Genomic DNA, 25,350 nt, shown 5'->3' with positions numbered 1-25,350 from the left:
ATTTGTTATTCTGTAAAATACACTTCCTTGAAATCATAATAATCCAACGGGAATATTTGCATTCCGTCTACATTTTTCTGCAAAGCAAGCATGGTTCTCGGTGTCTGCAGATATATTGCGGGAAGCTTTTCAGCAAGAATAACCTGAATATCTTTGTATATTTCTTTTCGCTTATCCCCATCAAGCTCTTGCAGAGCTCTTTCCAACAGTTCATCAACCTCGCCTGTAGTTAAGCTGATATAGTCATTGCTAGTTGATTTATATCTTGATAAAAATGCGTAAGCATCCAGTCGGCCGGTGTGTCCCACAACAGTCATGTCAAAATTCTTTGCTCCGTAAACATCGCTTAGCCATGTTCCCCATTCAATTATTTCTATTTTGGCATTAATTCCGATTTTACTTAATTGGTCCGCAATAACCTGACCTGCATCAACATGAAGCTGATAATTTTTAGGAAGTGACAATCTGACGTCAAATCCGTTTTCGTATCCTGCTTCCTTTAGCAGTTCCTTTGCTTTTTCGGGATTATATTCTATAACATCGTTCGTATCGAAGTAATCCGGTGAAGTAGGAGGCAGATGCGAGCCGATTTTATCACCGTAGCCAAACATCGAAGCATCAATTACTTCATCCTTGTTTATGGCCATGGCCATCGCCTGTCTGACCTTTTCATTCGCCAATATCGGATTTTTTGTATTTAAAGACATAATCTGAACAGCATTCATCGGTTCAGATATAACCTTGTATTCGGATTTATTTTCAACCATAGTAACCTGATCACCTGTTAACGGAACTATATCCAGATCCCCTAACTGAAAGCTTGCCATCATAGAAGTTGCATCAGGTATCAGTACCAATTTAACTGTTTCAAGCTTTGCTTTGTCACTATAGTAATTTTCATTTCTCTGCAATGTAAGGTGTTGCTGAGGAACCCATTCCTTCAATGTAAACGCACCGGTTCCCACGGGTTTTGTTTTTAAATCCGCCTGTGCTTCCTCGGGAACAACTGCTGCCCAAGGGTAGGCAAAATTCTTTAATAATTCAACATCCAATGTTTCTGTTATAAATTTTATGGTATTGTCATTTAAAACTTCTATCTTAATTATATTTGCGTAGTCCCTCGCTCTCGGGCTTTCTGCATCCTTCAGTCTGTTAAATGAATACTCTACATCCTTTGCAGTCATTTTTCTTCCGTTATGAAAGCTTACATCATCTCTTAAATCAAATGTAATTTCCATTCCATCTTCAGAAAGAGTCCAGTCTTTAGCCAATCTTGGAATCAGCTCCCAGTCAGGTGCTACTCCGACAAGAGTATCATAAATATTGTTTGTTACCGTAAATGTGGAAGCTGCTGCAGTTCTGTGAGGATCAAGACCTTCGGGCTCTGTGGTATAACCCATCACGAGATTTGTCTTGATATCTGCAGTTTCGTTTGGTGTGTTCTCCTGATTTGCGCACGCTGTTACACTTAAAATCATAAGCACAACAGCTAAAACCAAAATAGTTTTAAATTTTTTCATTTTCTTGTTCCTTTCAGTTAATAAAATTTTTTGTAAAATATCTTTTACTGAACTATTTTATTTATAATAATATTCTGCCTATTTTCAAGCTTTATAATCAAATCATTAATATGTATCTGTTATAAATCACGAAAATATATATTATAATAAATCATTTTTAGGTTTAACACAATTTCAGTAAAAAGTCAATAGTTTGACCAAAAATCTCTACCAAGCACCAAAATATTCTATTGTTTCACTGCTGCTCAGAGCACCTTTTTTCATGCAATCCTCAACAGATTTTCCCTCAAGAATACCCATAAGAAATCCGGCTATGTAGCTGTCTCCCGCTCCCATACTGTCTACTACATCACACTCTATTATTCCGAAGCTGCTGAATTCATTGCCGTCATAAGCAATGCTCCCTTTTTCACCTCTCGTAACAACTACTATGCCAGGACCTTTGGACTTAATGAATTTCATAAACTCATGCAATTCATCATCACTTTTGCTGTCACAGGAAAAAAATGCGTAGTCCACGAAGGGTACAGCCTTTTGTGTTATTTCATAATCAAGTTTATCTGCAAAATCAAAAGCAACAGGCACTCCTCTGCCCTTAATTTTATAAAGCTCAGATTCAATCATTCCCCATATGCCGGTTACAACCAAATCATGGCTGCACAAAAAATCTATGTCTTCTTCCGTCAGTTTGAAATCTGCCATGACGCCTTCTTCATATTCACCCAGGATTCTGTCGCCATTTTTAATTTCAACGTGTGTAATCGCAGTCTTGCCGTTTAAAATTCTAATGTGAGATGTGTCAACACCCTTTGCGGTTATGGCTTCAATCATAAACCTTCCGTAATCGTCATTACCGACAACACCCGTATATGATGAATTTCCGTTCATCCTTTTTACATATACCGCAACATTGACCGGATTTCCGCCGGCATAATATTCACCTGTATTATCATAAAAATCTATGCAATTGTCGCCAACTGCGGCTATACTTATTTTTTTATCCATAATATCCTCAACGCTCTGTTATTTTTTTTAATCTGTCTATTGCCTTTTTTGCATACAGTGAAGGCTCGTTAATGTATGCCGTAACTAACTCTATAGTTGCACCTTCATTATACCCATAACCGCGAATTTCCTCCATAAGCTCCTTAAGCGGAATGCTTCCGTCTCCGGGCATAAGGTGAGTGTCACTGCTTCCGTCGCTGTCAATTATGTGAAGATGCTTAAGATTTTTTCCAAGCTTCTTGAAATAACTCATTATGCTTTCCTGCTGCACAAAAGCGGGAACAATATCACACATTGCACCAAAATAAGTTGAATCAATGTATTCTATTATGTCACAAAGATCATTAGCTGTCGTACATACATTGGATTCATACGGAGTAAGCGCTTCAATAAGAAGCATGTGCCCTTTTTCCTGCGCATAATCAACCAGCTCTCTGATGCTTTTGCACAGTCTTTCCCATATTTCTTTCCTTGTGGCTTCATAGCCGGCATGACCGGCAGATATTACCGTGTATTCCGCTCCGAGAGCTTTGCCCATTTCTATTGCGGTTTTAAGATACTCGATTGATTCTTTTCTTTGATATTCATCACCTATCATGTAATTGTACGGATATGCATTGTGCTCCGGCGTATACACCTTTATGGGAATTTCATATTTATCTCTGAGGCTCAGCAATTTATCTGTCTGTCCTCTCTTAAGGTCATATGCATATGCGTGAGGACGGCCTCCCCACAGTTCAATATAGTCGTATCCAAATCTTTTGGCGTCCCTGAAAATATCCTCCACATCACTGCGCTGATATCCCGACGTAAATATTCCAACCTGCATAAAATCTCCCTTCATAAGTAAAAAATAGGCTGCTTCATAATTAAGAAGCAGCCTGTAAGATTGATGACAAGCTCTTAATAATCAAGCTGTCTGTAATATCGTCTTATCTCCATAGGGTGACAGTTTAATTTTTCTAAGTGAACATCTATTCTTGAAGTTATTACTCTCATAAGCAGATGAGAAAGATGTCCTCTGAATTTTTCACTTATCCCCTTGAGTTCATAATCCTTTGTATCAATTATATTGTAGTTTGCACATATTCTCGGTAAAAAATTTGCAACTCTTTCGCTGAGTTCTCTCTGAGAGTCTTCTCCCACAAATACCGTAACCGCAGTATCCCTGTCAATAATTTCAAACATACCATGGAAAAATTCCGCGCTGTGAATAGATTTTGTTCTTATCCAGTGCTGCTCTTCCCAATAGCACATTGCATAGGAGTACGTTGCTCCATACTGATTACCTGCCCCAACAAAATAATGTATACTGTCATTCATATGCTTTCTTGCCAGCCTCTCTCCCAGTTCATCGGCTGATTTTTCAACCTCTGCAAGTCCCTGTGCAAGATGTGCGTCAAGTTCGGCATAAAGCTCATTATATTCATCGAATTCTCCGGCATTATACATAAATCTGTCGGCAGTCATAAAAAATTTAAGCTGCTCGTTTTTTGGATACGATACGAGATAATCAGCCATTTTAGCCAGTTCAGTATCCGGATAATCAACAAATCCTATAACCTCGGCACCTGCTTCCTTAGCCTTTTTGACTCCGTCAATCATTTCTTTTGTGCTTCCCGTAACAGAGGAAATAACCACTACGGTACCTTTGCCCACCCTTTTGTTTCCGGTGGTAATGTATTCTGCAGCATTTTCAACAAAGAAATTTATTGCCGATCTTTCCTTCATGTGCACTTCCGCCTGCAGTGAAGATGCATATGTTCCTCCTATACCAAGCCAGCAGATGTTTTTATATCCTTTATTACAAATTCCGTCTACAATGGACTCTATTTCTTTTCTGAGAGCCAATGCTCCGTTAACGCTGTCCAATTGCTTCTGTTCGTCAAATTTTAGCATTATTATGTTCTCCTGTTTAACCTGATTATTCCCCAACCTTTAATTTCTGATAATAATCATTGTATATTGTAATTACGTTTCCTACATCCTTTTGGAAAAACACATTTTCCTTGTAAGCAAAATCTCTTGCAGGGTCATTTTTGTAATCGTCTGAAGCCGCTTCAACCGCCGCATCATTCGGGCATGAATATGGATATTCTACAAGGTTTGCAGCCATAACCTCAGGGTCAGTGATGTAGTTAAGGAATTTTTCCGCAAGATCCACATGCCTAGCTCCCTTCGGCACTACATAGAGGTCAAAACCAAGCTGTACCGGATCTTTTTCAAAATCAGCTATTACAAGATTGTTTTTATCTCCAAGCTCTGACATAGCCCATGAAGCATTACCGTCATATGTGAATGCAACTGATGCAGTTCCGTTTGTAAGATTTTGCTCTGCATTTCCGTATGCTACAACATTGTCGTTATATTTCACAAGCCACTCATAAGCTTCGGCTATTTCATTTTCGTTTATTGAGTTAGGATCATATCCGAGAGCAACAAGTGCTATAGGAAACAGGTTTCTTGCACCGTCTATTGAAGCTATCTGCCCCTTTAATGCAGGATTTATAAGATCATTGTAGCTCTTTATTTCAACAGGGCTAGTATCCTTGTTATAAACTATGTAAATATAGTTCATAAGATACGGTACGCAGTATTCTTTAGCAGTCCAGTATGATTCATTTATATTTTTTGCATTTGGAATATTTTCAAAGTTTATTTTTTCAACATATCCGCCTTCTACAAGTGATTCCATATAAGCATCACATGTCATTATAAGATCATACTCTTGTCCGCCGCCTGCCGTAAGCTTAGTGATAGCATCTGCGTTATCACTCATATATGACAGATTTACTTTAGCGTTGTTATCTTTTTCAAATTCAACAATCAAATCGTCAGATATATATTGCTGCCACATATAGATGTTGAGCTCCGTGCTCGGTTCTGCATTTCCGCCTTTAGCAGAATCGGTACTGGAGCCACAGCCTGTAAAAAGCCCCATGATTAAAACTGAGATTAATAGCATGGAAATAAGTTTTTTCATATGTTTTCCTCCATTTTTGCGCGTTTCTTTAACGCATTTCTGATAAAATTATTCAAAATCATTGCTATAACAATGAATAGAATCATGATTGTTGTGAGTGCATTTACATCCGGCGTAACTCCTGTCTTGTTCATTGAAAGAATCAAAACCGGCAATGTTGAATTTTTTGCTCCTGCAAGCATATTACTCATTACAACATCATCTATTGAAAGAGTAAATGACAGAAATGCCGCACTCATTACTCCCGGCATAATACTCGGAAGAGTTACGTTTAAAAATGTCTTGATTCTGTTGGCACCGAGATCCATTGATGCCTCCTCAAGGCTGTAGCCGTCACCGCTTATACGACCCTTGATTGTAACTACCGCATAAGGTATGCAGAAAGTACAGTGACCTATTAATATAGTTCCCATCCCCAGAGACAAGCCTATCTTGATGAATATAATAAGCAGTGCCACCGCCATGACAATTTCGGGAACTATTATGGGTATATACAGCATATTGTTAATGAATTTCTTTCCTCTGAATTCATATTTCTTTAATCCGAGTGCACCGATTGTACCTATCGTAACAGAAATCACAGTTGCTAATACTGCAATTACCACCGAATACCATAAGCTTCCGATAACGGCTGAATTATTAAATAATTTTGCATACCACTGAGTCGTAAAACCATTCCAGTAATAGTTATATCTTTGATTGTTGAATGAAAACATCATCATTACAAATACCGGAATATACAGTATGGTGTATATGGCAACTGAGTAAATAGTTCCCAGCAGCTCCTGCCGTCTTTTACCTTTTTGTTTTCTTGAAATACTCATTTTACAACACCTCCATATCTTCAATCTTTGCAAATCTGGTGTATATATAAATAAGCAATCCCGTTATAACAATCAACAGTACGGAAAGTGCAGCCCCGAGAGGCCAGTTTCGTATTGACCCGAATTGATTTTTAATAATATTTCCTATATACAGGACTTTTCCGCCGCCGAGCATGTCCGTTACGGTATATATACCAAGAGAAGGTATAAATACCAATATTATAGAAGAAAATATTCCCGGAAATGTAAGGGGCAGTGTTATATTGAAAAATGTAGTGCGTCCGGAGGCACCGAGATCTGCCGATGCTTCCAAAAGAGACCTGCTTAATTTTTCAATTGAGCTGTACATTGGGAGCACCGCAAACGGAAGCATATTTGTTATCATACCAACCATTACAAGACCATCTGTATATACAAAGCTCATAGGTGTGTCTATAAAACCCGTACTCAGAAGAAAATTATTTACGGGTCCGCTTGTCTGAAACAAAAGAAGCCAGCTGTTAAGTCTCATCAAAGAGTTTGTCCAGAAAGGAATCATAATGAGCATTATAAGCTTTGACGCTACTTCCTTTGGTTTTTTCGCAATATAATACGCAAACGGATATCCTATAAGAATACACAGCACAGTTGTTACGAATGCTGCCTTTATAGATTTTAATATAACTTTAAAATATGTGCTGTCCAGTAATGTTTCATAGCTTTCCAATGAAAATTTATATACAACATCGCCAAACACTCCTCTGGACATAAAGCTTATATAAATAATATACAGCATGGGCAGTGTTACAAATAAAATCATCCATAAGGAAACCGGTCCGGCCATAGCTAAGGACGGCAGTGTTTTTCGTTTAAAAGTATTTTTTTGCATATGGTCCTCCACGCTACTTTTTAGCCTTTATGGCAACAGCTCTTTCAGGATTCCAGTATATGTTTACAGAATCTCCTTCTTTGAAATCTTCATCCTTTTCAAATCGGGAATACTTTATTTCAATATTATCTTTTAAATCAACAGATGTTTTTACAACAGTTCCCATGTATATATAATCCTTGACATTTCCCTTGAGATCAAATCCTTCCACAGGATCGGAATTCACCTTTACATACTCCGGTCTTATTGACACGTGGATGCTTTCACCCACATCAAATCCGCTTCCCTTTACCTTCATTGTACCTGATGATGTTTCCACGTCTAAAATTCCATCGTGTAAAGCTTTAACCTTACCGTCAAAAATATTAGATTCTCCGATAAAGCCTGCCACAAATTTAGTAAACGGTCTGTCATAAATCTCTCTGGGCGTTGCAAGCTGTTCTATCACGCCTTCGTTCATTACCGCTATTCTGTCACTCATTGTAAGAGCCTCTTCCTGGTCATGAGTTACATAAACAAAGGTAATTCCAAGCTTCTTTTGCAGTCTTTTCAGCTCTACCTGCATCTGCTTTCTAAGCTTGAGATCAAGTGCACCAAGAGGCTCGTCCAACAGCAGAACTTTAGGATTGTTTATGAGAGCTCTGGCAATTGCGACTCTTTGCTTTTGTCCTCCGGATAGAGCATCTGGCTTTCTGTTTTCATATCCCTTAAGCTGAACAAGATCCAGCATTTCATTAACTCGTTTTGTTATTTCATCCTTGGGTCTTTTTCTTATTTTCAAGCCATAAGCTATGTTATCAAATACACTCATGTGCGGAAAAAGAGCGTAGTTCTGAAAAACCGTATTTACATCTCTTTCAAAAGGCTCCTTATCTTCAACACTTTCTCCCTGAACCTTGATTGCTCCGGAAGTGGCTTCTTCAAACCCTGCGATCATTCTCAGGGTTGTAGTTTTCCCGCATCCCGAAGGTCCGAGCAAAGTCAGAAATTCCCCTTCCTTTATTTCAACATTCATTTTCTTAACAACTTTATTTTTTCCGAAACTTTTTTCAACATCTATTAAAGAAACAATCGAATCAGACATCTTCCACCTCATTTTTTATTTATTTAAATATTACTTGGCCACAGCTCGGTATAAAAAGCTGTTTTATCACCAATATTTAATGATAATGTAGACTCTACGACTTTTTCATCCATGTCGTATGATATAGATTCCAACAAAAATGCCGGCGTATTTTCTTTCACATTTAATAATTTAGATTCTTCTTTATTTAAGGTAATTATTTTTATCCATTGCTTGGAATATTTTAGCTTGTAGTTGTAATTTTCTTCTATAACCTTGTACAGTGAATCGTTTTCAAAATCATATTGCAGCAAATTGTCAAACAAGTTGACAGGTAAATAAGAATATTCCAGTGCCAGCGCGATATCATTTCCATATCTTATACGGACAATCTCATAAACCTTCGTTCCCATTGTTGTTTCCAACAGTGAGGCTATTTTTTTATCAGCCACAACAATTCCCGACTTTACAATTTTGTTGCTTGGCTTGATTCCTTTAGACTTTAACATTTGAGAAAAGCCGCTGAGCCTGACAAAATCTCTCTCGATTTTCGGAAATCTTACAAATGTACCTTTTCCTTTAAGTCTGTAGGCATAGCCGGAGTCCACAAGCTGTGTAAGCGCATTCCTTGCAGTCATCCTGCTAATCTTATATGTTTCGCTTAGTTCTCTCTCTGACGGTAACTGATTGTCACTTTTTAATTCCCCTGTATTTATTTTCTCTACAAGGATATCCCTGATTTGAATATAAGCCGGAGGAATGTATGATTTGTTTTTGATAGTATCACACTCTTTCATAATTGGTATGCTGGTATATACCACGCGGTAAAATTATAACACATAAATTTTACATCCGCAATATAATTTTAAAGATTGCTTAAAGGTTAAATCGAAAATTTCCGATATAGCACTTAGTGCAGATTGATGGTTGCTTTAGGAAAGAAATTTTCAAACATTCCGATTATAATAATAAGAGGTTTCATTGAAGGTACTGTTTTATTAGTATCAAAATCAAAACCCCAGTATCTTAAAATATATTCTGCCTACCGGGGTTTTTTTCATATTTACCTGTTTTCAATATAATTAGTTTTTCGTATTTTCTATGATTACAGCAAAGGATGTCTTTCACTATTTTAACATTAATTAACAATCGATTCGTTCTACTTTGAAAACAACCGGTCTTAAACCATCCGTACAGGTTGCGATGATAGTCCCTCCATCTTTAAAGTTTGGAAAATCGGCATTGAACATCACTGAAATAAACTCTCGGTGGATATCCGACCACGCCCAAGAACAAAATTCTGCCGGTTTGTCAAAGCTGTCAATAATGAATTCCTGCCCCACGTGGTGGCGATAACAAGGACCATATGTTGCCTGCTGATCTGGTAATAAATATTCCTTAACAAGATCCTCATGATATAACGTTTTTAATACTGTAATTTTTACTTTTGCTTTTTTCTTTCTTTCCATATATTTTACTCCTTTTATTTTTATAGAATATTTTATAATTAAGAAAGTTCAATTAAAAGCTAATTCCACCTTACAAACAAATGGAAGAAGTATTTTTCAAATAAAAATAATTCAATCTGTTTATAAGTATCTTATCCTAATCATTCAGAAAGATATGCTTTGCGAACCTCATCATTTGCACTCATATCATGACCCGTACCCGAAATAACAATTTCACCGGTTTGTATGACATATGCATAATCTGCTATATTCAATGCCATATGAGCATTTTGTTCTACCAATAGAATAGTGATGCCTTGATTCTTTAAATCAACAATAATATCAAAAACCTCACCAACCAACTTAGGTGAAAGACCCATTGAAGGTTCATCCATTAACAACAGCTTTGGATCAGATACCAACGCTCGTGCAATTGCAAGCATTTGCTGTTCTCCTCCGGATAGTGTTCCTGCATGCTGTTTTGCACGTTCTCTGAGCCTAGGAAAGAATTCAAGCATATTATCAATTCTATCATTCACGCATTTCTTGTCTTTTATTGCATATCCCCCTAAAAGCAGATTGTCTAATACAGAAAGTTCGGGAAAAACCTGACGTCCTTCCGGCACCTGTGACATGCGATGTTTAACCATATTATAAGGTTTTTCCCTGCTGATATCTACATTATTAATAGTTATAGACCCAGACGTAATTGGGAGAATACCCGAAATTGCTTTTAACGTAGTAGTTTTTCCTGCACCGTTAGCACCTATTAAAGCAACTATTTGACCCTCTTCGACTTTTAAGCTTATACCCTTTAAAACTTCAATGTTTCCATAACTGCAACGAATGTTTTTTACACTTAGCAAGACGATCACTCCGATCTTTTAAAATGAGTAAACTCACCATATAATTCAATACAACGATTGTATTCTGTTTTATTGTAAAAAAGATCTGTTTCTTTAGTAAAGGATTTTGCTACCTCAACACAAAACACAGCTGCATCACGTATATCGGTTTCTTGACATGAGCCGGTTGCACATCCCGGTACCGTTGATTGTGCAGTAATAGCTACACCTACAACAGGAACATTAGCTGCCACAGATGGCTGAACAATACTGTTTATGTGACTAAGACCATTACCATAAGGAGTAATGTCATACTGACATATAGGAAGAACAACAGGCAGCATGCCGGTACAGTAGCTTTCCAATTCAAGCAATTCCTGGCTTACAGGTAAAATATAACCGTTTAAGACTGTTTGCGTTATTGCAATACCCCGGTTATTCAAAATAATATTTCCTTTAGTCGCATCAACGGACAAAATTGCATCCATTTCTTGTGACACTTCATATTTATTCAACATTTCCATATCAACAGGAGAATTCATTAACGGAACAGGCTTATGGGGTAATATTGGTGCGTTCGGACAAATATGAGTACAAATAATAACATCTCCCCGAAGTTTATCTCCTCTTTCTTGCATTTCTACTAATTTCAGGGCAACTGCCAGTGCTGCAATCGCACCATCCGCATCAGATACTATGCCTATGCGATTAGGTCGTGCTCCAATACCTCCTAATCTTCCAATAATTCCTAATGTTGGTTCATCTCCTCCCACAGATTTTCCCATCGTACCGTTAATTTGTATTTTTAGAAAGTCTGTATGTCCTTGTTCTCCGTCAATAGGAGTTATAATAACTGATTTTGCACCGCGTTCACGAAGATAATCTGCAACATCATTACCTGTTACCATCCCATCCAAAATATCTTTAATCTCTAAAATCTGTTTAAGCATAGTCGTAAAATATCCTTTCTACCGTTGGGGCGGTCTTTTATATTTTATATCCCCATTTTAATCAGTTGATCCTTTTCTTAATCAACTTTATTATATTCTATTGTATCCTTTTCACCTACTATCCCCAAGTAAGCTTCTACTACCTTGCTATCCTTAGTTACTATTTTGGGGTTACCGCAAGCTATTACCGAGCCATGGTCAAGACATGTAATAGTATCAGCAAGCTGCATAACTAACTTCATATCGTGCTCAATGATTAATACTGTCATATTATATTTATTGCGAATATTTTTTACTCTCTCAATAAGTTCCGACGTTTCTTGCGGATTCATACCCGCTGCCGGTTCATCAAGTAAAATGATCTTCGGGTTAATACCCATTGCTCGTGCAACTTCCAAAAGACGCTGCTTCCCATAAGGCAGATTGCATGCAATATCATTTCTTTGATCATACAATCCTACAAAGGCAAGAAGTTCATATGCTTTCTCATGCAATTCTTTTTCATATAATTGGCGTTTAGGTGTCATAATCATATTGTTGATTAATTTGTATTCCGATTCACTCTGCAAACCTATGAGAACATTCTCTAATACTGTCATTTGTTTAAATAGAAATATAGTCTGAAAAGTACGTCCCATACCTAATCGTGCCATTTTATACGGCACAGTTCCGGTTACATCCTTTCCGCAGAAAATTACAGAACCCTCATCCGGAACATACAATCCTGTTATGACATTAAAAAAAGTAGTTTTTCCTGATCCATTGGGACCGATAATTGCGTGTATTGATCCTTGCTCAACTTCTAAATCTAATTTCGAAAGAGCTGTCAGCCCTCCGAATTTTTTCGTAATTCCTTTAATTTCAAGTACATTATCTGGCATCTTCATTCCTCCTTCGCATAAGCTTAAGGAAAATTTCTTTAAAGGAACCATAAATACCTTTAGGCATAAACATTATAATTAAAACAAGCATCAAGCCATATATAATAAGCTGGTACTCATTGAAAAAACGAAACCATTCCTTAGCAAATGTTAATAGAAAAACTCCTATTATCGGACCCCATTTATAACCAAGTCCTCCTGCCAAAATCATCATAAGAAATGATACTGATTGAGTAAAGCTAAAACTAAACGGCGAAAGGTAACCATCCATGTGAGCCAAAAGACTGCCTGCAATGCCTGCTAAAAATGATGAAATAATAAAAGACATTAACTTCATTTTTGCAACATTAATTCCCATGAACTCAGCAGCAATTTCTTCATCGCGAATAGCTCTGAATGCTCTGCCCGCTTCTGAATCAATAAGTGAATTTATTAAAAAATATATAATAATAACTATAGGAACCAATAAATAATAGTATTTCAGGTCATTATCTATGGCAATTCCAAAAAATACCGGTGAAGGGATCCCCTTAAAGCCCTCTGCGCCATGAGTAACTTTTGTCCAGTTTATAAGCACAAGTCTGGTAATTTCTCCAATTCCAATTGATGCAATTGAAAGATATGCACCTTTCAATTTTAATATAGGCTTGCCAATTAAATAGCCTATAAAAGCAGTTATAATACCGGAAATAGGAAATGCAATCCAAAACGATAATCCCATTGTTACAGATAAATATGCAGATACATATGCGCCGATTCCGTAAAAACCAGCATGTCCTATGGATATCTGACCTGTAAAACCGGTCAGCAAATTTAATCCTAAAGTCAAAATAATAAGGATCAATACATAATTCATCAGATGCAGATAATATACACTTTTAACAACAAACGGAATTGTAACAAGAATAATTATCCATATTATAGAAGGTTTTTTTAATGTTAGTAAATCTGCTATTTTCTTCATTACTATACCCTCATTATCTTCTTGCCAAGAATACCATTTGGCTTAAACACAAGTACACCAATGAGAATTAAGAATGCAACAGCGTCACGATAGGCCGAAGAAATAAAACTTGCAGAAAAATTTTCAGCGAGTCCCAGTATAACCCCTCCAACTATAGCACCAGGTACACTTCCGAAACCTCCAAGCACGGCAGCTGCAAAACCCTTGAGACCTGCAATGGCACCCATCTCAGTTTCAACGAAGAAAATAGGACCTACCAGTACTCCGCCTATGCCGCCGAGACCCGCACTTATGGATGCAGCTAAAGAATCCGATTTAAAAATATTGATTCCCATAATTGATGCTGCATCCCGATGTTGTGCTGTTGCCAGCATAGCCTTACCGGTCAGCGTCTTTTTAAAGAAGAACGTTAGCAATAAAATTGATACAAATGCTATACCAATTATCCAAAGATAAGAAGGCATAATAACAATGGGGCCGATTTTCACAGGGCTGCTGCCAAATACAGGAGGGAATGACATAGCCTGTGAACCCCAAATTATCTGTGCTAAAGCACGAATAACAATAGAAACTCCGATAGTTGCTATTATCAGGTTAAGAGGAGGACTATTCCTGAGTGTTCGAAATATGATTCGTTCAATAATCATTCCTACTAACGCTGCACCTAAACCTGCAAATATCAGAGATATAAAATAATAACCTCCAAAATTTAAATAAATTGTTAATCCAAAAACTGCACCCAGCATAAACATATCACCTTGCGCAAAATTGATTACGCGAAGAGAATTATAGGTTATAGTGTAGCCTAATGCAACAAGTGAATAAACGCACCCCATTGCAAGACCGCCAACAATAATTTGTAATATATCAGAAAAACCAATTTGCAAATTTATCACCTCAAATTTAATTTTTATGTAGTTAACGGTTCTATAATTTACCGATTAACCACCAGCCATAGCAGGAAGAACAACCACGCGGTCAGAATCCTTCAGAACTGTCTCAAGTCCGGGAGAAATCATTACATTGTATCCGTTTAATAAAACAAGAAATTCTGTAAATCCTTCTCCTTTTCCAAACTTCTGTGGCATTCTATTCTCTTTTTGAAGCATGTTTAAAAGGTCTTTAACACTAATTTGTTCAGGAATTTTTACTTTTTCGTTTATAATAGGAGCAAACTTACCTCCATATACGCTTAATGAAATATAAATTGCCATGTCAAATACCTCTTACATATTCTTTAACGCCTCATTTCCAAGTTGAAGCATAAGAGCAGTCCTTGCTACTTTTTCTCCTATAATTTGTGCCGATTTCATACCTACTTTAACATCCTTTTCCACCGAATCCTTGTTAGATTCCTCCATAAGCCAGCCGGGTGCACCGATATAACCTACATGAGTGCCGCCTACTACTACAAAGTTATTTGTTAAAAACCAATGGTCAAGTGATGAAATAGCATGCTCCTGTCCACCGTTTCTATCAAATCCTACCGCCATACCGGCAGCTGCAGTCTTGGTCCAATCAGGAGGAAACTGTTTTGCCTCCGAAAAGAAATTTCCTTTTAATAATGAAGTTGTACGTTCTAAAAAAGCTCTTGTCTGGGAATTAAGGTTAAAAAAATAAACCGGTGCTCCAATTATTACTCCATTAGGAACAGGATCCCTTAATGGCTTAAAGCATTCCTCCCAATCATCTTTTATAATGCAATAGCCTGTCTTAATACAAGCTCTGCAGTTTGTACAACCTTTTATATTTTTCCCTGCCAATGATACAAATTCAGTAATCACCTCAGCATTTATTCCTTTTGCTGCTTCAAGAGCTGCTTTAACCATAATCTCTGAGTTTGCATGTCTTGGACTTGTTGAAATCCCAACTATTTTAATTGCCATTATCATAATCTCCTTCTCTTATAATTGTATCCAGTCCATATTTTTTTATGGTTCCTAAAAGGGGAAGTCCAGTTTCATCCCATTCTCTGATTATATAATATTGATCGAGCATATTGTTTAGCTCCTCAGTAGAATTCATTGACCTATCACCCTTGGGATTTTTTATTGACTCATTCATAAGTCTCCATGGCAATGTATCACTTGCTCGCCTTACACCTTCACGCATATTAAATGAGCGCTCTAAATTGATTACCCTGCGAGCTGATTCGAATATATCATCCTCAGACATTTTTATACCCGTACCGGATTCAAATAACATAGCCATATCCTCAGGGAGTATTGCATAAGTTGACAATGTTGCACGGGAACAAAACCCAAGAGCATCAGTCATTACATATGATTCTTCATGCCATACTACTATCTCCGGCTTCATCTCCGTGGAGCCTGGTACCGCATACTTTTCATCCCCTGTTATATGTTTAATAATTGCTCTCATCTCCGGTGAAAATCCGCCTTCAGCCATTGGCTGCCCATAAAGATGGTCAGGTCCTCTCGGATTTGTTGCAAAAGCGAGAGCATAAGCCTTGGAATTGCGAGTTTCAACTCTTGATTGTTCGAGTCCCTTTGATTCAACCGCCCACTTCCAGGATTCACCGCCCACACGTTCCGAAGCTATTTTTACACCTTCCGCAAGCAAATCTCCTATGCCTCTGCGAAATGCTATCATATCTATTAAAATCAACATTGCTTCTGCATTACCAAATTCGAGATTGTATTCTATACCGGTAGCAGGATCCGTAAACTTGTTTGGCAATAGCCCGTTTTCTGCTGTTTCCATTGCCCATTGAATTACTGCCCCGGTTGAAATACAATCTAAGCCATACACGTTGGTTAGATAATTAGCCCTTAAGCACGCATCCATATCAACTACCTCACAGCCTGCTCCAAAAACGCTGATTGTTTCATATTCAGGACCACCGGATTCAGTTCCGATATACTTTGTCGTTGTTTTACAATAGCGCTTACAGGAAATTGTACATCCAAAGCATGATTCCCACCGCAAAAAATTACCTTGCTCCATAATTGCTTGTCCGCTTATGTCATAAACATTATCCATATTTCCTGCCTGAAAATTCCTAACAGGCAATGTTCCGCTCTCATTTAATCCAATCATTCCGCCGGCAGTTCCATATTCCTTGTAATATGTGCATCTTCCAATATTTTTGATTTTTTGCTGAACATACTCCACAACTTCAAGATATTTCTTTGTATCATGAAGCCGGATACCGGTACGGCCATAGCATGATATAGCCTTTATCTTTTTAGCACCCATTACAGTACCCAGTCCGCCTCTTGCAGCAGTATTGTACATAGAGTTAAATATACCTGCATATTTTACTAAATTTTCTCCTGATTGTCCGATGCAGCACACAGAAATACCGGGCATATCTTTATATTTTTCCTCAATTTGTTCTGTAGTTTCCTGTACACCCAATCCAAGGTAACAATCTGCGGATTCGAACAGTATTTCGTTGTCTGTTATAACCAAATTAACCCACTCTTTTGAGTTGCCATGGATAACCAAAGCGTCATAACCGGTATATTTTAGTTCAGCACCCCAATGTCCGCCCATATTTGCTTTCATAAAGAGTCCTGTTGCAGGACTTTTCCCTATTACTGTAGTACGCCCGGCCGTTGGAGCATTAGTACCTACAAGTGTACCCGGCGCAAAAACGAGTATATTATCCTGCCCATACGGGTCTGTATTTTTAGGAACATCGCGATATAAAATCAAGGAAGCAATACCACGACCGCCTAGATATTTTTTCATGTCTTCTTCGTTAAACACTTCTGTAAAATGGCTTTTATCCTCCAAATTGACATGTAAAACCACACATTCATTCACTTTTCGCATAACTAAACCTCCTCTGCAATCAGAACATTTGCAGGACAAGCCTTCACACATTTAACTTCCCCATTACACAAATCACATTTATAGGCCTTTTGTTTTATGTTGTCCATACCCATTGCACGAAACGGACACGCTTTGATACATATACCGCAACCATCGCATAATTCTAAATTCACCGCAAGTATACCATTCTTATCCGGATTAATTGCATTATTAGGGCAAGAGCTCTGACATTTTGCATTTTTGCATTGTTGACAAATATAAGGTTTGGATAATTTGATTATTTCATTACGTTGAATAACAACCCTGGATAGCCATGGTGAAAATTCTCCCTCATGAAAAATGCTGCATGCAAGCTCACATTGACGACATCCAACACATTGAGCTTTTTTATTTACCTTTAATTTAGTAATCAATATATCCTCCTTGTCCGATATTTTATAGTTATTATTTAAGTTTTAATAAAGTATGATTTTACCTTTTTCAATCCTGAATACCAAAGAATTTGTACCGCCTTCACCGTTCTCTCTGAATGATACGGGACCGCTTATTGCCTCAAAACCCTGAATTTTACTTAGCGCATCACGTACAGCAGCTCCGTCTGTTGTTCCTGCATCATTTATAGCCTTAGCTAAAACATTTATGGCATCATAAGCCAGTACAACATTTATATCAGGAATATAACCCATTTTATCATTGTATTCTTTTACAAAATTCTGAGCAACATCATCCGGTCTTTCAGGACTAAAACCAGAAGATATTCCGTAAAGATTATCTGCAGCTTCACCGGCAAGTTCAAAGAAATTACCAATAGTAACACCTGTTGATAAAAGTACTTCACCCGGAATGGACAGCTCTTTTATCTGTCTAACAAGCTGTGCACCTTCTGTATAATTGCCCCAAATAATTATAGCATCAGCACCTGCCGATTTTACTTTCAGAAGCGATGGAGAAAAATCTTTAGTTCCTGTAGTATAACCCTCAACAACAACAGGCTCCAATCCCGCTGCCTTAATATTATCAGTTACCATTACCTTTCCGCCTTGACCATAGTCATTTGTATCATGAATTATGGCTATTTTCTTTGCATTTAGTTCATTTACTGCAAAGTCAACAAGACCTTTTGAATACACAACATCTGTAGCCGTGATACGAAATACATATTCATTACCTGATTGTGTAATTGCTCCCGCCACACCTGATGGTACTATATGAGGAGTTTTCGTTTCTGCAATCATATCGAGGACTGCCAATACCTCAGGGCTATTATTAGAACCAATTGTTGCAATTACTTTATCTTTGTGAAGAAACTTATTCATAATATTAACCGCATTTTGAGCATTACCTTCAGTATCTTCAAAAATTGGGACAAGTTTTGCACCTAAAACTCCGCCCGCTTCATTAATCTTGTCAATTGCATATTGAACACCATCTTTCTGACGTGTTCCTCCAATTGCCATAGTACCTGTTAAAGGACCGAAAACTCCTATTTCAATCTCTTTTACATCAGATTCTTTACTATTACTACCGCTGTTTGAACATCCACTAAACATCATCGTAGTTAACATAATAAACACAAATAATGATACTAATATTCTTTTACCCATCTCTTTCCTCCTCTTAATAATTATATTAATCGACATCCATATGGATATCGATTTGAAAACCTTATCATTGATAATTAAAAATTATAATTATTATTTATTTTGAAATATTATATCACATCTTGGAAGGAATGCTCGTTAATACTTTTATGTGATATCATAGAAAAAGGCACCATTAGTTATGATATCACATAGCTAAAGGTGCCACGAACGAACGGCTTTTATTCATTATCTCCTATTATAAAATGGAGCTTAATAGTTAATTGTAAGACAAGCAATCCATCTGATGTATCTAAAGTGTACCCTGTAAGCTGCTCAATTTTATTTAACCTGTATCGAAGTGTTTCAACATGAATAAATAGACTGTCTGCGGTATCTTTCATATTCATATTATAATCAAAATAATATTTAAGTGTTTTAATTAGTTCTCGCCCATACTTTTTATCATAATCTGACAACACATCAATAGTTTTTTTATAATACTCCGTAAATTGCTTATCATCTTTAAGAGGATAAACAAGTTTTACAGTATCAAGTGAATCATAATACGTTATTTCATACTTTTTATCAAACATTCTTGTTATCATACAATCATTATACATTTCAAGAACATCTCTGATTGACTCATACATGCGTGATATTCCAAATGTTATTCTTATATTTTTATTGTAGTTCTTTTTTAAATACAGCTTAATAGTTTTTAACAATCGATCCATATCTTCTATACTGTCTATTGCAAAAAAAACAATTATACTGTTTTGCCTTTCTGTAATTAAATATTCAATTTTTTCAAATATTCTATTAATAATTCTGTAAATATATTGCTTCATTTTTTGTACGTCTTTATTAACAGAAAATTTTCTTGTGTCCTCAGAAGTAATTACCAGACCGATTGCACCTTTCTTTGAATTCCACGAATAATCATATTCAATACTATTATAAAAATCTTCCCCAAGATTTGCATTGTTTAGAATCAATTCCGTAATTGAACGCTTTAACTTAATCTCTTTTAAACTTTGTCGTTCTTCTTTTTTTTCTTTTAGTGAAAATATCATGCTGCCGTATTGCAGCGCTTTTTCCTGAAGAATACTAATTTCCATATCGCCGGCTGCACACATATAACTTGCAACCCCATCCGACGGCATTAGGAAATATTTAACAAAATAGGTCTTGTCATCAACCTCCAATCTATAACACTTACCAAATTTTCTTTTATTAAGCAAATCCTTATATTCAGCACTTTCAAAAACTAATTTATGTGTTTCATTAACCAAACAACTTGATATTTCGAAAAATGCTTCATCGTATACAACTATGGAAACATTGGTAAGTCCGGAAATCCCTACTATTACTTCATCCGCTTTATTCTTATCGAAAACAAGATTCAACAGTCTTTCATCCATGTTTTTTGCCTGTACAAGATACTCATTTTTGATATAAAACAGCGCCTCATAAAAAGATGCAATTTTATCAGTATAAATAGAGTCAATAGGTAGCAATATGATTGGTAGATTATATTTGTCGGCCTGTTCTATCATTTCTTGAGGGATTTTTGATAAATATCTTTTTTCTTTTATAGCTATTGCGGCTATCCCCATCTTGTGTGCCCTGACAATTACAGTTTTCCAAGCCTCAGGATTATCCTTAAAAGCAAATCCGGACGTCAAAAGAAATTCTCCTCCCTGAAGCCACTCAATTCCTTCCGGTGTCTCTAAAATAATCATATGCCTGCAGCGATTATTAAGTCCACCTTTTCCTGCAATAAGTTGATATCTTTCAAAATTTACATTATTTAATACTTCTCCAACACTTAGAGTATTGCTTACAAGATCCTGCAAAAATTTTCCTTGATTATTTGATATTGCCCTCACCTACTTTTCAAATTCCACTTTTATTTATAGATAATATCAAATTCGTGTTTGAAAAACAATGCATATGTTTAAAAGTTTTTAAGTTTTACATGCTCAATACAATTTTAAATACTGCTTAAAGGTATACAGGGAAATTGACCAAAATTGACGTTGTAAAGTACATTGAAAAATGATAATATAAATACATAATATGTATATCCGAGGTGCCCTATGTACGAAATGCGAAAAAGAAAGCAGAGAGAAATGCAGCAAAAAAATTGGTGGAGCTATGCTCTGTTGGCAGCTGCCATATTTGTATACACGCAAGGATGTTCATTGATAAAAACTAATATGGGTTATTCACTTCCTGTAATTTTATTAAGTTTTATTATGCATTTAAGAAGTGTGGGGGATTTATCAACAAAAATTTTTAAATTAAAAGAATCCAAAACAGCAAATATAGCAATGCTGATTGCGTTAACAGCTGTAGCAGTTATTTGCTATTTAAAGGAACTTAATATTTTTTATATTTTACTATTAAATATAGCAGCAATATTTATTTACATAATTGCAGCGGCAATATTTTCTAAACATAATAAGGAGCAATAATAATGATCAAAAGATTTATATCGTACTACAAACCTAAGCCTATCAAGAAAATATTCATTACAGATATGATATGCGCATTTATTATGGCGGTTTGTGATTTGTTTTACCCTATGATTACGAGGAACATAATAAATATCTATGTACCTAACCAGCAATTCCAGCTGATGGTTACATGGCTTGTAATCCTTGGTTTTTTGTATATATTGAAAGTAGGACTGAATTATTATATAACATACTACGGTCACATAATGGGCGTTATGATGCAGTCAAACATGAGGAGAGATATATTTGAACATCTGCAGGATCTTCCCTTTGTATTTTTTGACGAGAATAAAACAGGAACCCTGACTTCAAGAATTATCAATGATTTGATGGAGGTTTCTGAATTAGCTCATCACGGTCCCGAGGACTTGTTTATTTCACTTGTAATGCTGGTTGGTTCATTTATTGCACTGAGCACTATAAATCTGCCCCTTGCCTTAATAGTGTTTTCTGTCGTTCCTTTTCTTGTATTTTTAGCAATGAAATTAAGAATTAGAATGTCTGATTCATTTATGGAAACGAGAGAAACCATCGGCGAGGTAAATGCTACAATTGAAAACAGCATTTCAGGCATAAGGGTATCTAAAGCATTCAGCAATAAGGACAATGAAATTGAAAAATTTGAACGCAACAATGTTAAATTCATTAAAGCAAGGGAAAAAGCATACAAGGTCATGGCCGAGTTTCATGTGAGCTCATCCTTTATAATAGATTTTCTTAACATCTTAGTATTGAGTGCCGGCGGTATATTTTTCTTTAAAGGTTATATAAACTTCGGTGATTTTGCGGCATTTATATTATACATAGGAAATTTTTTAAATCCTATACGTAAGCTGATTAACTTCGTGGAGCAATATCAGTCCGGTGTATCAGGCTTCAAAAGATTTACTGAAATTATGGATAAGAATGTTGAATACGACGAGCCTGATGCCAAAGATATTGAATCGGTAAGAGGCGATATAAGATTTGAAGATGTAAGCTTCTCATACGACGATAACAAAGAAATTTTAAAGGATATAACCTTCAATATTGAACAAGGCAAGACGGTTGCATTTGTAGGACCTTCGGGAGGAGGAAAGACAACTCTCTGCCATCTGATTCCCCGCTTTTATGAGGTAGAAGAAGGAAGTATTTATATAGACGATACAAACATTAAGGATTTCACAAGAAAATCCCTGAGAAAAAATATAGGTATAGTACAACAGGATGTATTCCTTTTCACGGGAACTATTGCCGACAACATACAGTGCGGCAAATTTGATTCAACCGAAGAGGAAATACAGGCAGCAGCTAAAATGGCAAACATTCATGATTTTATAATGTCGTTGCCGGAGGGATACAACACATATGTGGGCGAACGCGGAGTAAAGCTTTCAGGCGGACAGAAGCAAAGAATTTCAATAGCAAGAGTATTTTTGAAAAATCCTCCTATATTAGTATTGGATGAAGCAACCTCCGCTCTTGACAATGCTACAGAATTGCTTATCCAGAATTCATTGGAAGAACTTTCAAAGGGAAGAACAACAGTTGTAGTAGCTCACAGATTATCAACAATAAAAAATGCAGATGAAATAATTGTTATAACAGATAAGGGCATAATAGAAAGAGGACGGCACGAGGATTTAATCAGCAATAACGGCATTTATGCGGAATTGTACAATTCACAATTTAAAAATATGTAATGGAGAAATTATGAAGGTTACAATAATAGGACATTGGGGAGGTTTCCCCAAGGCAGGGGAAGCAACCTCGGGATATTTAATAGAGCATGATAATTACAGACTGTTACTGGAATGCGGCAGCGGGGTAATCAGTTCAGTTCAAAAGGTTACGGACATAGGAAAGATTGACTCTGTTCTTATATCGCATTATCATTATGACCATTGCTGCGACATAGGACCCCTGCAATATGCGCGGCAAATTAAGACGCTTCTGGGAGAAATAAATACCTCTCTGCCTATTTACGCACCTGAGGGTGAATTCTTCAAGCTTTTGAAGTGGGAGAATTATACCTACGGCGAGAGCTTTGATAAAGACAGCATATTAAACTTAGGACCCTTTGAAATCAGCTTTCTGAAAAATAATCATCCTGTTTTAAGCTACAGCATTAAAATCAAATGCGATAATAAAATATTGTCGTTTACTTCGGATACTTCATACTTTGATGAGTTGGCTGATTTCTTTAAAAACTCAGATTTGTTAATTGCTGAATGCAGCTTTTATTCACAGATGGACGGTACGCAGGCAGGACATCTGAACAGCTCACAGGCAGGAATGCTGGCAGAAAAGTCAAAGTCTGAGAAGTTAATACTAACACACTTGCCCCACTTCGGAAGCATAGATGATTTGGTATCCCAAGCCAAGGAGCAATATAGGGGAGAAATAATTTTAGCATCATATTTGCTGGAAGTAAATATATAAATAAATTTACTATAGAGGAGCTTATGAAGATTCACTAAGCTCTGCACTTCTGCCGCGAGATGATTTGTAGAACTTTCTAAATTCTCTTGCCATTATTTTTAACCACCAATATAATAGATGTGCTTGCATTAAAAAGGCAACAGATTAATTTCTGCTGCCTTAGCTATACTAAAAATTACCCTATTCTTTTGTAGATTCATTACCTTTTAATCTATTTACTATATACAATAATACACAAGAACCAATTACAGCAACTATTATACTCCATATATTAAACCCCGTAACACCGGATGCTCCTATTAAATTAAATATAACTCCTCCAACAAAAGCTCCTACAATACCAACCGTAATATTTGCAAAAGCACCCATCTCTGAATCCTTACCCATAAACATACTTGCTATCCATCCTGCAAGTGCTCCTAAAACCAACCATGCAATATATCCCATGATTTCACCTCCTTATTTATTTGAAAGTATACCCAATATATTACAATAATATTAAAAATGTTGTTCGTAATATACTGCTTTATCATTTTGTTTTCATTTATTTTTCAACATCAGGAGTTACGATATAAACATAATGCCTCCACACCTTAACCCATTCATCAAGCAGGTATGATTTTCTTACTTCTGCATCGGAATTGGCAGCAGGGTCATTTACAACTATGTATTCTGTTCCGTCCTTTATTTCAAAGCCGACAACGACCATCAGGTGTCCGTGAGGAAATGCAGATATGGCTCCTGATAATTGTTCTTTATCCTGTACGCATACGGAAGCAACAACCGGAATTCCCTTGGCAATAAAATTTTTCACCGGATTGATGGACTTGCATCTCTTGGTGTAGGCTCTCATCCCCAATTCGCCTGCCATAGCTACATTTTGAGGCCAATTTCCGTAAGCACCGTTTCCTGAGTCAAGTGTCCCTCTTGCAACCTGATCTAAATCAACATTTTTCCCATGAAACTTTAAAGCCATTGTCAAGGAAGTGGGACTGCAAATCACGCGGGCATCCTTATGGCCGCTTGCGAGCTGAGAAATCAGCGGAATATTCTCAAGAATTCTCAGATAACTTCCTTCAACAGCCTCATCTTCGCCTCCGTCGGTACTGAATGCAATAAGCGTGAGCTTAGGATTGTTTCCTTTAAATACCACCTTTATATGAACGGCATCTCCGAATTTTTCATCCTTAACAAATATTCTGTCGCTTGTAACCTTCATAAGGTCATGGGATTCGCGTTCTTTAATACCTATATTATTTCCATTTGTTGACCATACACCGTAGCTAATATATGGTGTCCACTTATTTTCTGCTCTTATTCTTATTAATAATTCAACCGAGCTGTCAATATTAGTTTTTGAATTCCAGGACGGAGTTATCTCTGTAAACCTTTCAGTTTCTATTATCGGAGTTTCCAAATAGCCTTCTTCATGATTTTCTTTTAATTCAACATAATCATTATTAATCTGTAAATTATGAAGTATATTTTCAGACAACGCACCTTTTTCACATATCCAATCCATTTTTTACCTCCCTATATAATACACTAACCTCATATTATCATCTAAAATTTGGTTTTTCAATTTATTCTTGAAAAACTTTTTATAAGAATGTATAATTGGCTATAATGGAACCTTTTGTGGACGGTCCTTTTTGGGACGAAGTTCAGTCCCAAA

The 25,350-nt window shown here is 36.6% G+C and carries 26 protein-coding genes; 3 read left to right on the top strand and 23 right to left on the bottom strand.

The genetic code is table 11. The features are described 5' to 3' along the window. Window positions 1–5: 5 nt before the first annotated feature. From HZF24_RS04320 to HZF24_RS04220, 21 genes are all read right to left on the bottom strand, one after another. Window positions 6–1,520: an ABC transporter substrate-binding protein gene (locus HZF24_RS04320; protein ID WP_179237039.1), complete on the bottom strand. Its 1,515-nt coding sequence runs from the start codon at window positions 1,518–1,520 to the stop codon at window positions 6–8. Between the two features lie 207 nt (window positions 1,521–1,727). Continuing rightward, complete coding sequence (gene frlD / locus HZF24_RS04315; RefSeq protein ID WP_179237038.1) at window positions 1,728–2,525, bottom strand: fructoselysine 6-kinase; 798 nt, start codon at window positions 2,523–2,525, stop codon at window positions 1,728–1,730. 7 nt (window positions 2,526–2,532) lie between these two features. After that, window positions 2,533–3,354: a fructoselysine 3-epimerase gene (gene frlC, locus HZF24_RS04310; protein ID WP_179237037.1), complete on the bottom strand. Its 822-nt coding sequence runs from the start codon at window positions 3,352–3,354 to the stop codon at window positions 2,533–2,535. Window positions 3,355–3,428: 74 nt separating this feature from the next. After that, window positions 3,429–4,424 carry an SIS domain-containing protein gene (locus HZF24_RS04305; protein WP_179237036.1) on the bottom strand — a complete coding sequence of 332 codons (996 nt, stop codon included), beginning with the start codon at window positions 4,422–4,424 and terminating at the stop codon, window positions 3,429–3,431. Between the two features lie 25 nt (window positions 4,425–4,449). Beyond that, window positions 4,450–5,508, bottom strand: coding sequence for a polyamine ABC transporter substrate-binding protein (locus tag HZF24_RS04300; protein WP_179237035.1), 1,059 nt, complete (start codon window positions 5,506–5,508; stop codon window positions 4,450–4,452). Continuing rightward, entirely contained in the window at window positions 5,505–6,332 is an 828-nt protein-coding gene (locus HZF24_RS04295) for an ABC transporter permease (RefSeq protein WP_179237034.1), read from the bottom strand. The genes HZF24_RS04300 and HZF24_RS04295 overlap by 4 nt, the downstream gene beginning before the upstream one ends. Before the next feature lies 1 nt (window position 6,333). After that, complete coding sequence (locus HZF24_RS04290) at window positions 6,334–7,200, bottom strand: ABC transporter permease (RefSeq protein ID WP_179237033.1); 867 nt, start codon at window positions 7,198–7,200, stop codon at window positions 6,334–6,336. A 13-nt stretch (window positions 7,201–7,213) separates the two neighbouring features. Further along, the gene (locus HZF24_RS04285; RefSeq protein ID WP_179237032.1) at window positions 7,214–8,284 is read right to left on the bottom strand and encodes an ABC transporter ATP-binding protein; all 1,071 of its coding nucleotides are present in this window, start codon (window positions 8,282–8,284) and stop codon (window positions 7,214–7,216) included. Window positions 8,285–8,307: 23 nt separating this feature from the next. Next, complete coding sequence (locus HZF24_RS04280) at window positions 8,308–9,060, bottom strand: GntR family transcriptional regulator (protein ID WP_179237031.1); 753 nt, start codon at window positions 9,058–9,060, stop codon at window positions 8,308–8,310. 345 nt (window positions 9,061–9,405) lie between these two features. After that, window positions 9,406–9,732 carry a TIGR04076 family protein gene (locus tag HZF24_RS04275; RefSeq protein WP_179237030.1) on the bottom strand — a complete coding sequence of 109 codons (327 nt, stop codon included), beginning with the start codon at window positions 9,730–9,732 and terminating at the stop codon, window positions 9,406–9,408. Between the two features lie 140 nt (window positions 9,733–9,872). Next, window positions 9,873–10,577 carry an ABC transporter ATP-binding protein gene (locus tag HZF24_RS04270; protein WP_179237029.1) on the bottom strand — a complete coding sequence of 235 codons (705 nt, stop codon included), beginning with the start codon at window positions 10,575–10,577 and terminating at the stop codon, window positions 9,873–9,875. 5 nt (window positions 10,578–10,582) lie between these two features. Then, entirely contained in the window at window positions 10,583–11,506 is a 924-nt protein-coding gene (locus HZF24_RS04265; RefSeq protein WP_179237028.1) for a DUF1177 domain-containing protein, read from the bottom strand. A 77-nt stretch (window positions 11,507–11,583) separates the two neighbouring features. After that, window positions 11,584–12,387: an ABC transporter ATP-binding protein gene (locus tag HZF24_RS04260; RefSeq protein WP_179237027.1), complete on the bottom strand. Its 804-nt coding sequence runs from the start codon at window positions 12,385–12,387 to the stop codon at window positions 11,584–11,586. Beyond that, window positions 12,377–13,351: a branched-chain amino acid ABC transporter permease gene (locus HZF24_RS04255; RefSeq protein ID WP_179237026.1), complete on the bottom strand. Its 975-nt coding sequence runs from the start codon at window positions 13,349–13,351 to the stop codon at window positions 12,377–12,379. The genes HZF24_RS04260 and HZF24_RS04255 overlap by 11 nt, the downstream gene beginning before the upstream one ends. A gap of 2 nt (window positions 13,352–13,353) precedes the next feature. Further along, window positions 13,354–14,238, bottom strand: a complete 885-nt coding sequence (locus HZF24_RS04250) for a branched-chain amino acid ABC transporter permease (protein ID WP_179237025.1) — start codon at window positions 14,236–14,238, stop codon at window positions 13,354–13,356. A gap of 54 nt (window positions 14,239–14,292) precedes the next feature. Beyond that, entirely contained in the window at window positions 14,293–14,565 is a 273-nt protein-coding gene (locus tag HZF24_RS04245) for a MoaD/ThiS family protein (RefSeq protein ID WP_179237024.1), read from the bottom strand. A 12-nt stretch (window positions 14,566–14,577) separates the two neighbouring features. Beyond that, window positions 14,578–15,237, bottom strand: a complete 660-nt coding sequence (locus tag HZF24_RS04240; RefSeq protein WP_179237023.1) for a flavodoxin family protein — start codon at window positions 15,235–15,237, stop codon at window positions 14,578–14,580. Further along, window positions 15,227–17,152, bottom strand: coding sequence for an aldehyde ferredoxin oxidoreductase family protein (locus tag HZF24_RS04235; RefSeq protein WP_179237022.1), 1,926 nt, complete (start codon window positions 17,150–17,152; stop codon window positions 15,227–15,229). Before HZF24_RS04235 ends, HZF24_RS04240 begins: the two co-directional genes overlap by 11 nt. A gap of 2 nt (window positions 17,153–17,154) precedes the next feature. Then, entirely contained in the window at window positions 17,155–17,565 is a 411-nt protein-coding gene (locus tag HZF24_RS04230) for a 4Fe-4S dicluster domain-containing protein (RefSeq protein WP_179237021.1), read from the bottom strand. 42 nt (window positions 17,566–17,607) lie between these two features. Further along, window positions 17,608–18,756, bottom strand: a complete 1,149-nt coding sequence (locus HZF24_RS04225) for an ABC transporter substrate-binding protein (protein WP_179237020.1) — start codon at window positions 18,754–18,756, stop codon at window positions 17,608–17,610. A gap of 218 nt (window positions 18,757–18,974) precedes the next feature. Continuing rightward, on the bottom strand, window positions 18,975–20,591 hold the full coding sequence (locus tag HZF24_RS04220; RefSeq protein ID WP_179237019.1) for a PucR family transcriptional regulator: 1,617 nt from the start codon (window positions 20,589–20,591) through the stop codon (window positions 18,975–18,977). A gap of 243 nt (window positions 20,592–20,834) precedes the next feature. Here HZF24_RS04220 and HZF24_RS04215 point away from each other — a divergent pair, with 243 nt between their 5' ends. The 3 genes from HZF24_RS04215 to HZF24_RS04205 are packed head-to-tail and all read left to right on the top strand — an operon-like array spanning window position 20,835 to window position 23,675. Next, window positions 20,835–21,212 (top strand): hypothetical protein, encoded by a 378-nt coding sequence (locus HZF24_RS04215; protein WP_179237018.1) that lies wholly within the window; start codon window positions 20,835–20,837, stop codon window positions 21,210–21,212. 2 nt (window positions 21,213–21,214) lie between these two features. Then, window positions 21,215–22,936: an ABC transporter ATP-binding protein gene (locus HZF24_RS04210; RefSeq protein ID WP_179237017.1), complete on the top strand. Its 1,722-nt coding sequence runs from the start codon at window positions 21,215–21,217 to the stop codon at window positions 22,934–22,936. A 10-nt stretch (window positions 22,937–22,946) separates the two neighbouring features. Beyond that, window positions 22,947–23,675, top strand: coding sequence for an MBL fold metallo-hydrolase (locus HZF24_RS04205; protein WP_179237016.1), 729 nt, complete (start codon window positions 22,947–22,949; stop codon window positions 23,673–23,675). Window positions 23,676–23,855: 180 nt separating this feature from the next. Here HZF24_RS04205 and HZF24_RS04200 read toward each other — a convergent pair whose 3' ends face one another. Both HZF24_RS04200 and HZF24_RS04195 read right to left on the bottom strand, forming a co-directional pair. After that, window positions 23,856–24,122, bottom strand: coding sequence for a GlsB/YeaQ/YmgE family stress response membrane protein (locus tag HZF24_RS04200; protein WP_179237015.1), 267 nt, complete (start codon window positions 24,120–24,122; stop codon window positions 23,856–23,858). A gap of 97 nt (window positions 24,123–24,219) precedes the next feature. After that, window positions 24,220–25,197, bottom strand: a complete 978-nt coding sequence (locus HZF24_RS04195; protein WP_179237014.1) for a C39 family peptidase — start codon at window positions 25,195–25,197, stop codon at window positions 24,220–24,222. Between the last annotated feature and the right edge of the window lie 153 nt (window positions 25,198–25,350).

The organism is Sedimentibacter hydroxybenzoicus DSM 7310 (assembly GCF_013403245.1).
GTDB lineage: Bacteria > Bacillota > Clostridia > Tissierellales > Sedimentibacteraceae > Sedimentibacter > Sedimentibacter hydroxybenzoicus.
This window is presented reverse-complemented; position numbering and strand designations above follow the sequence as displayed.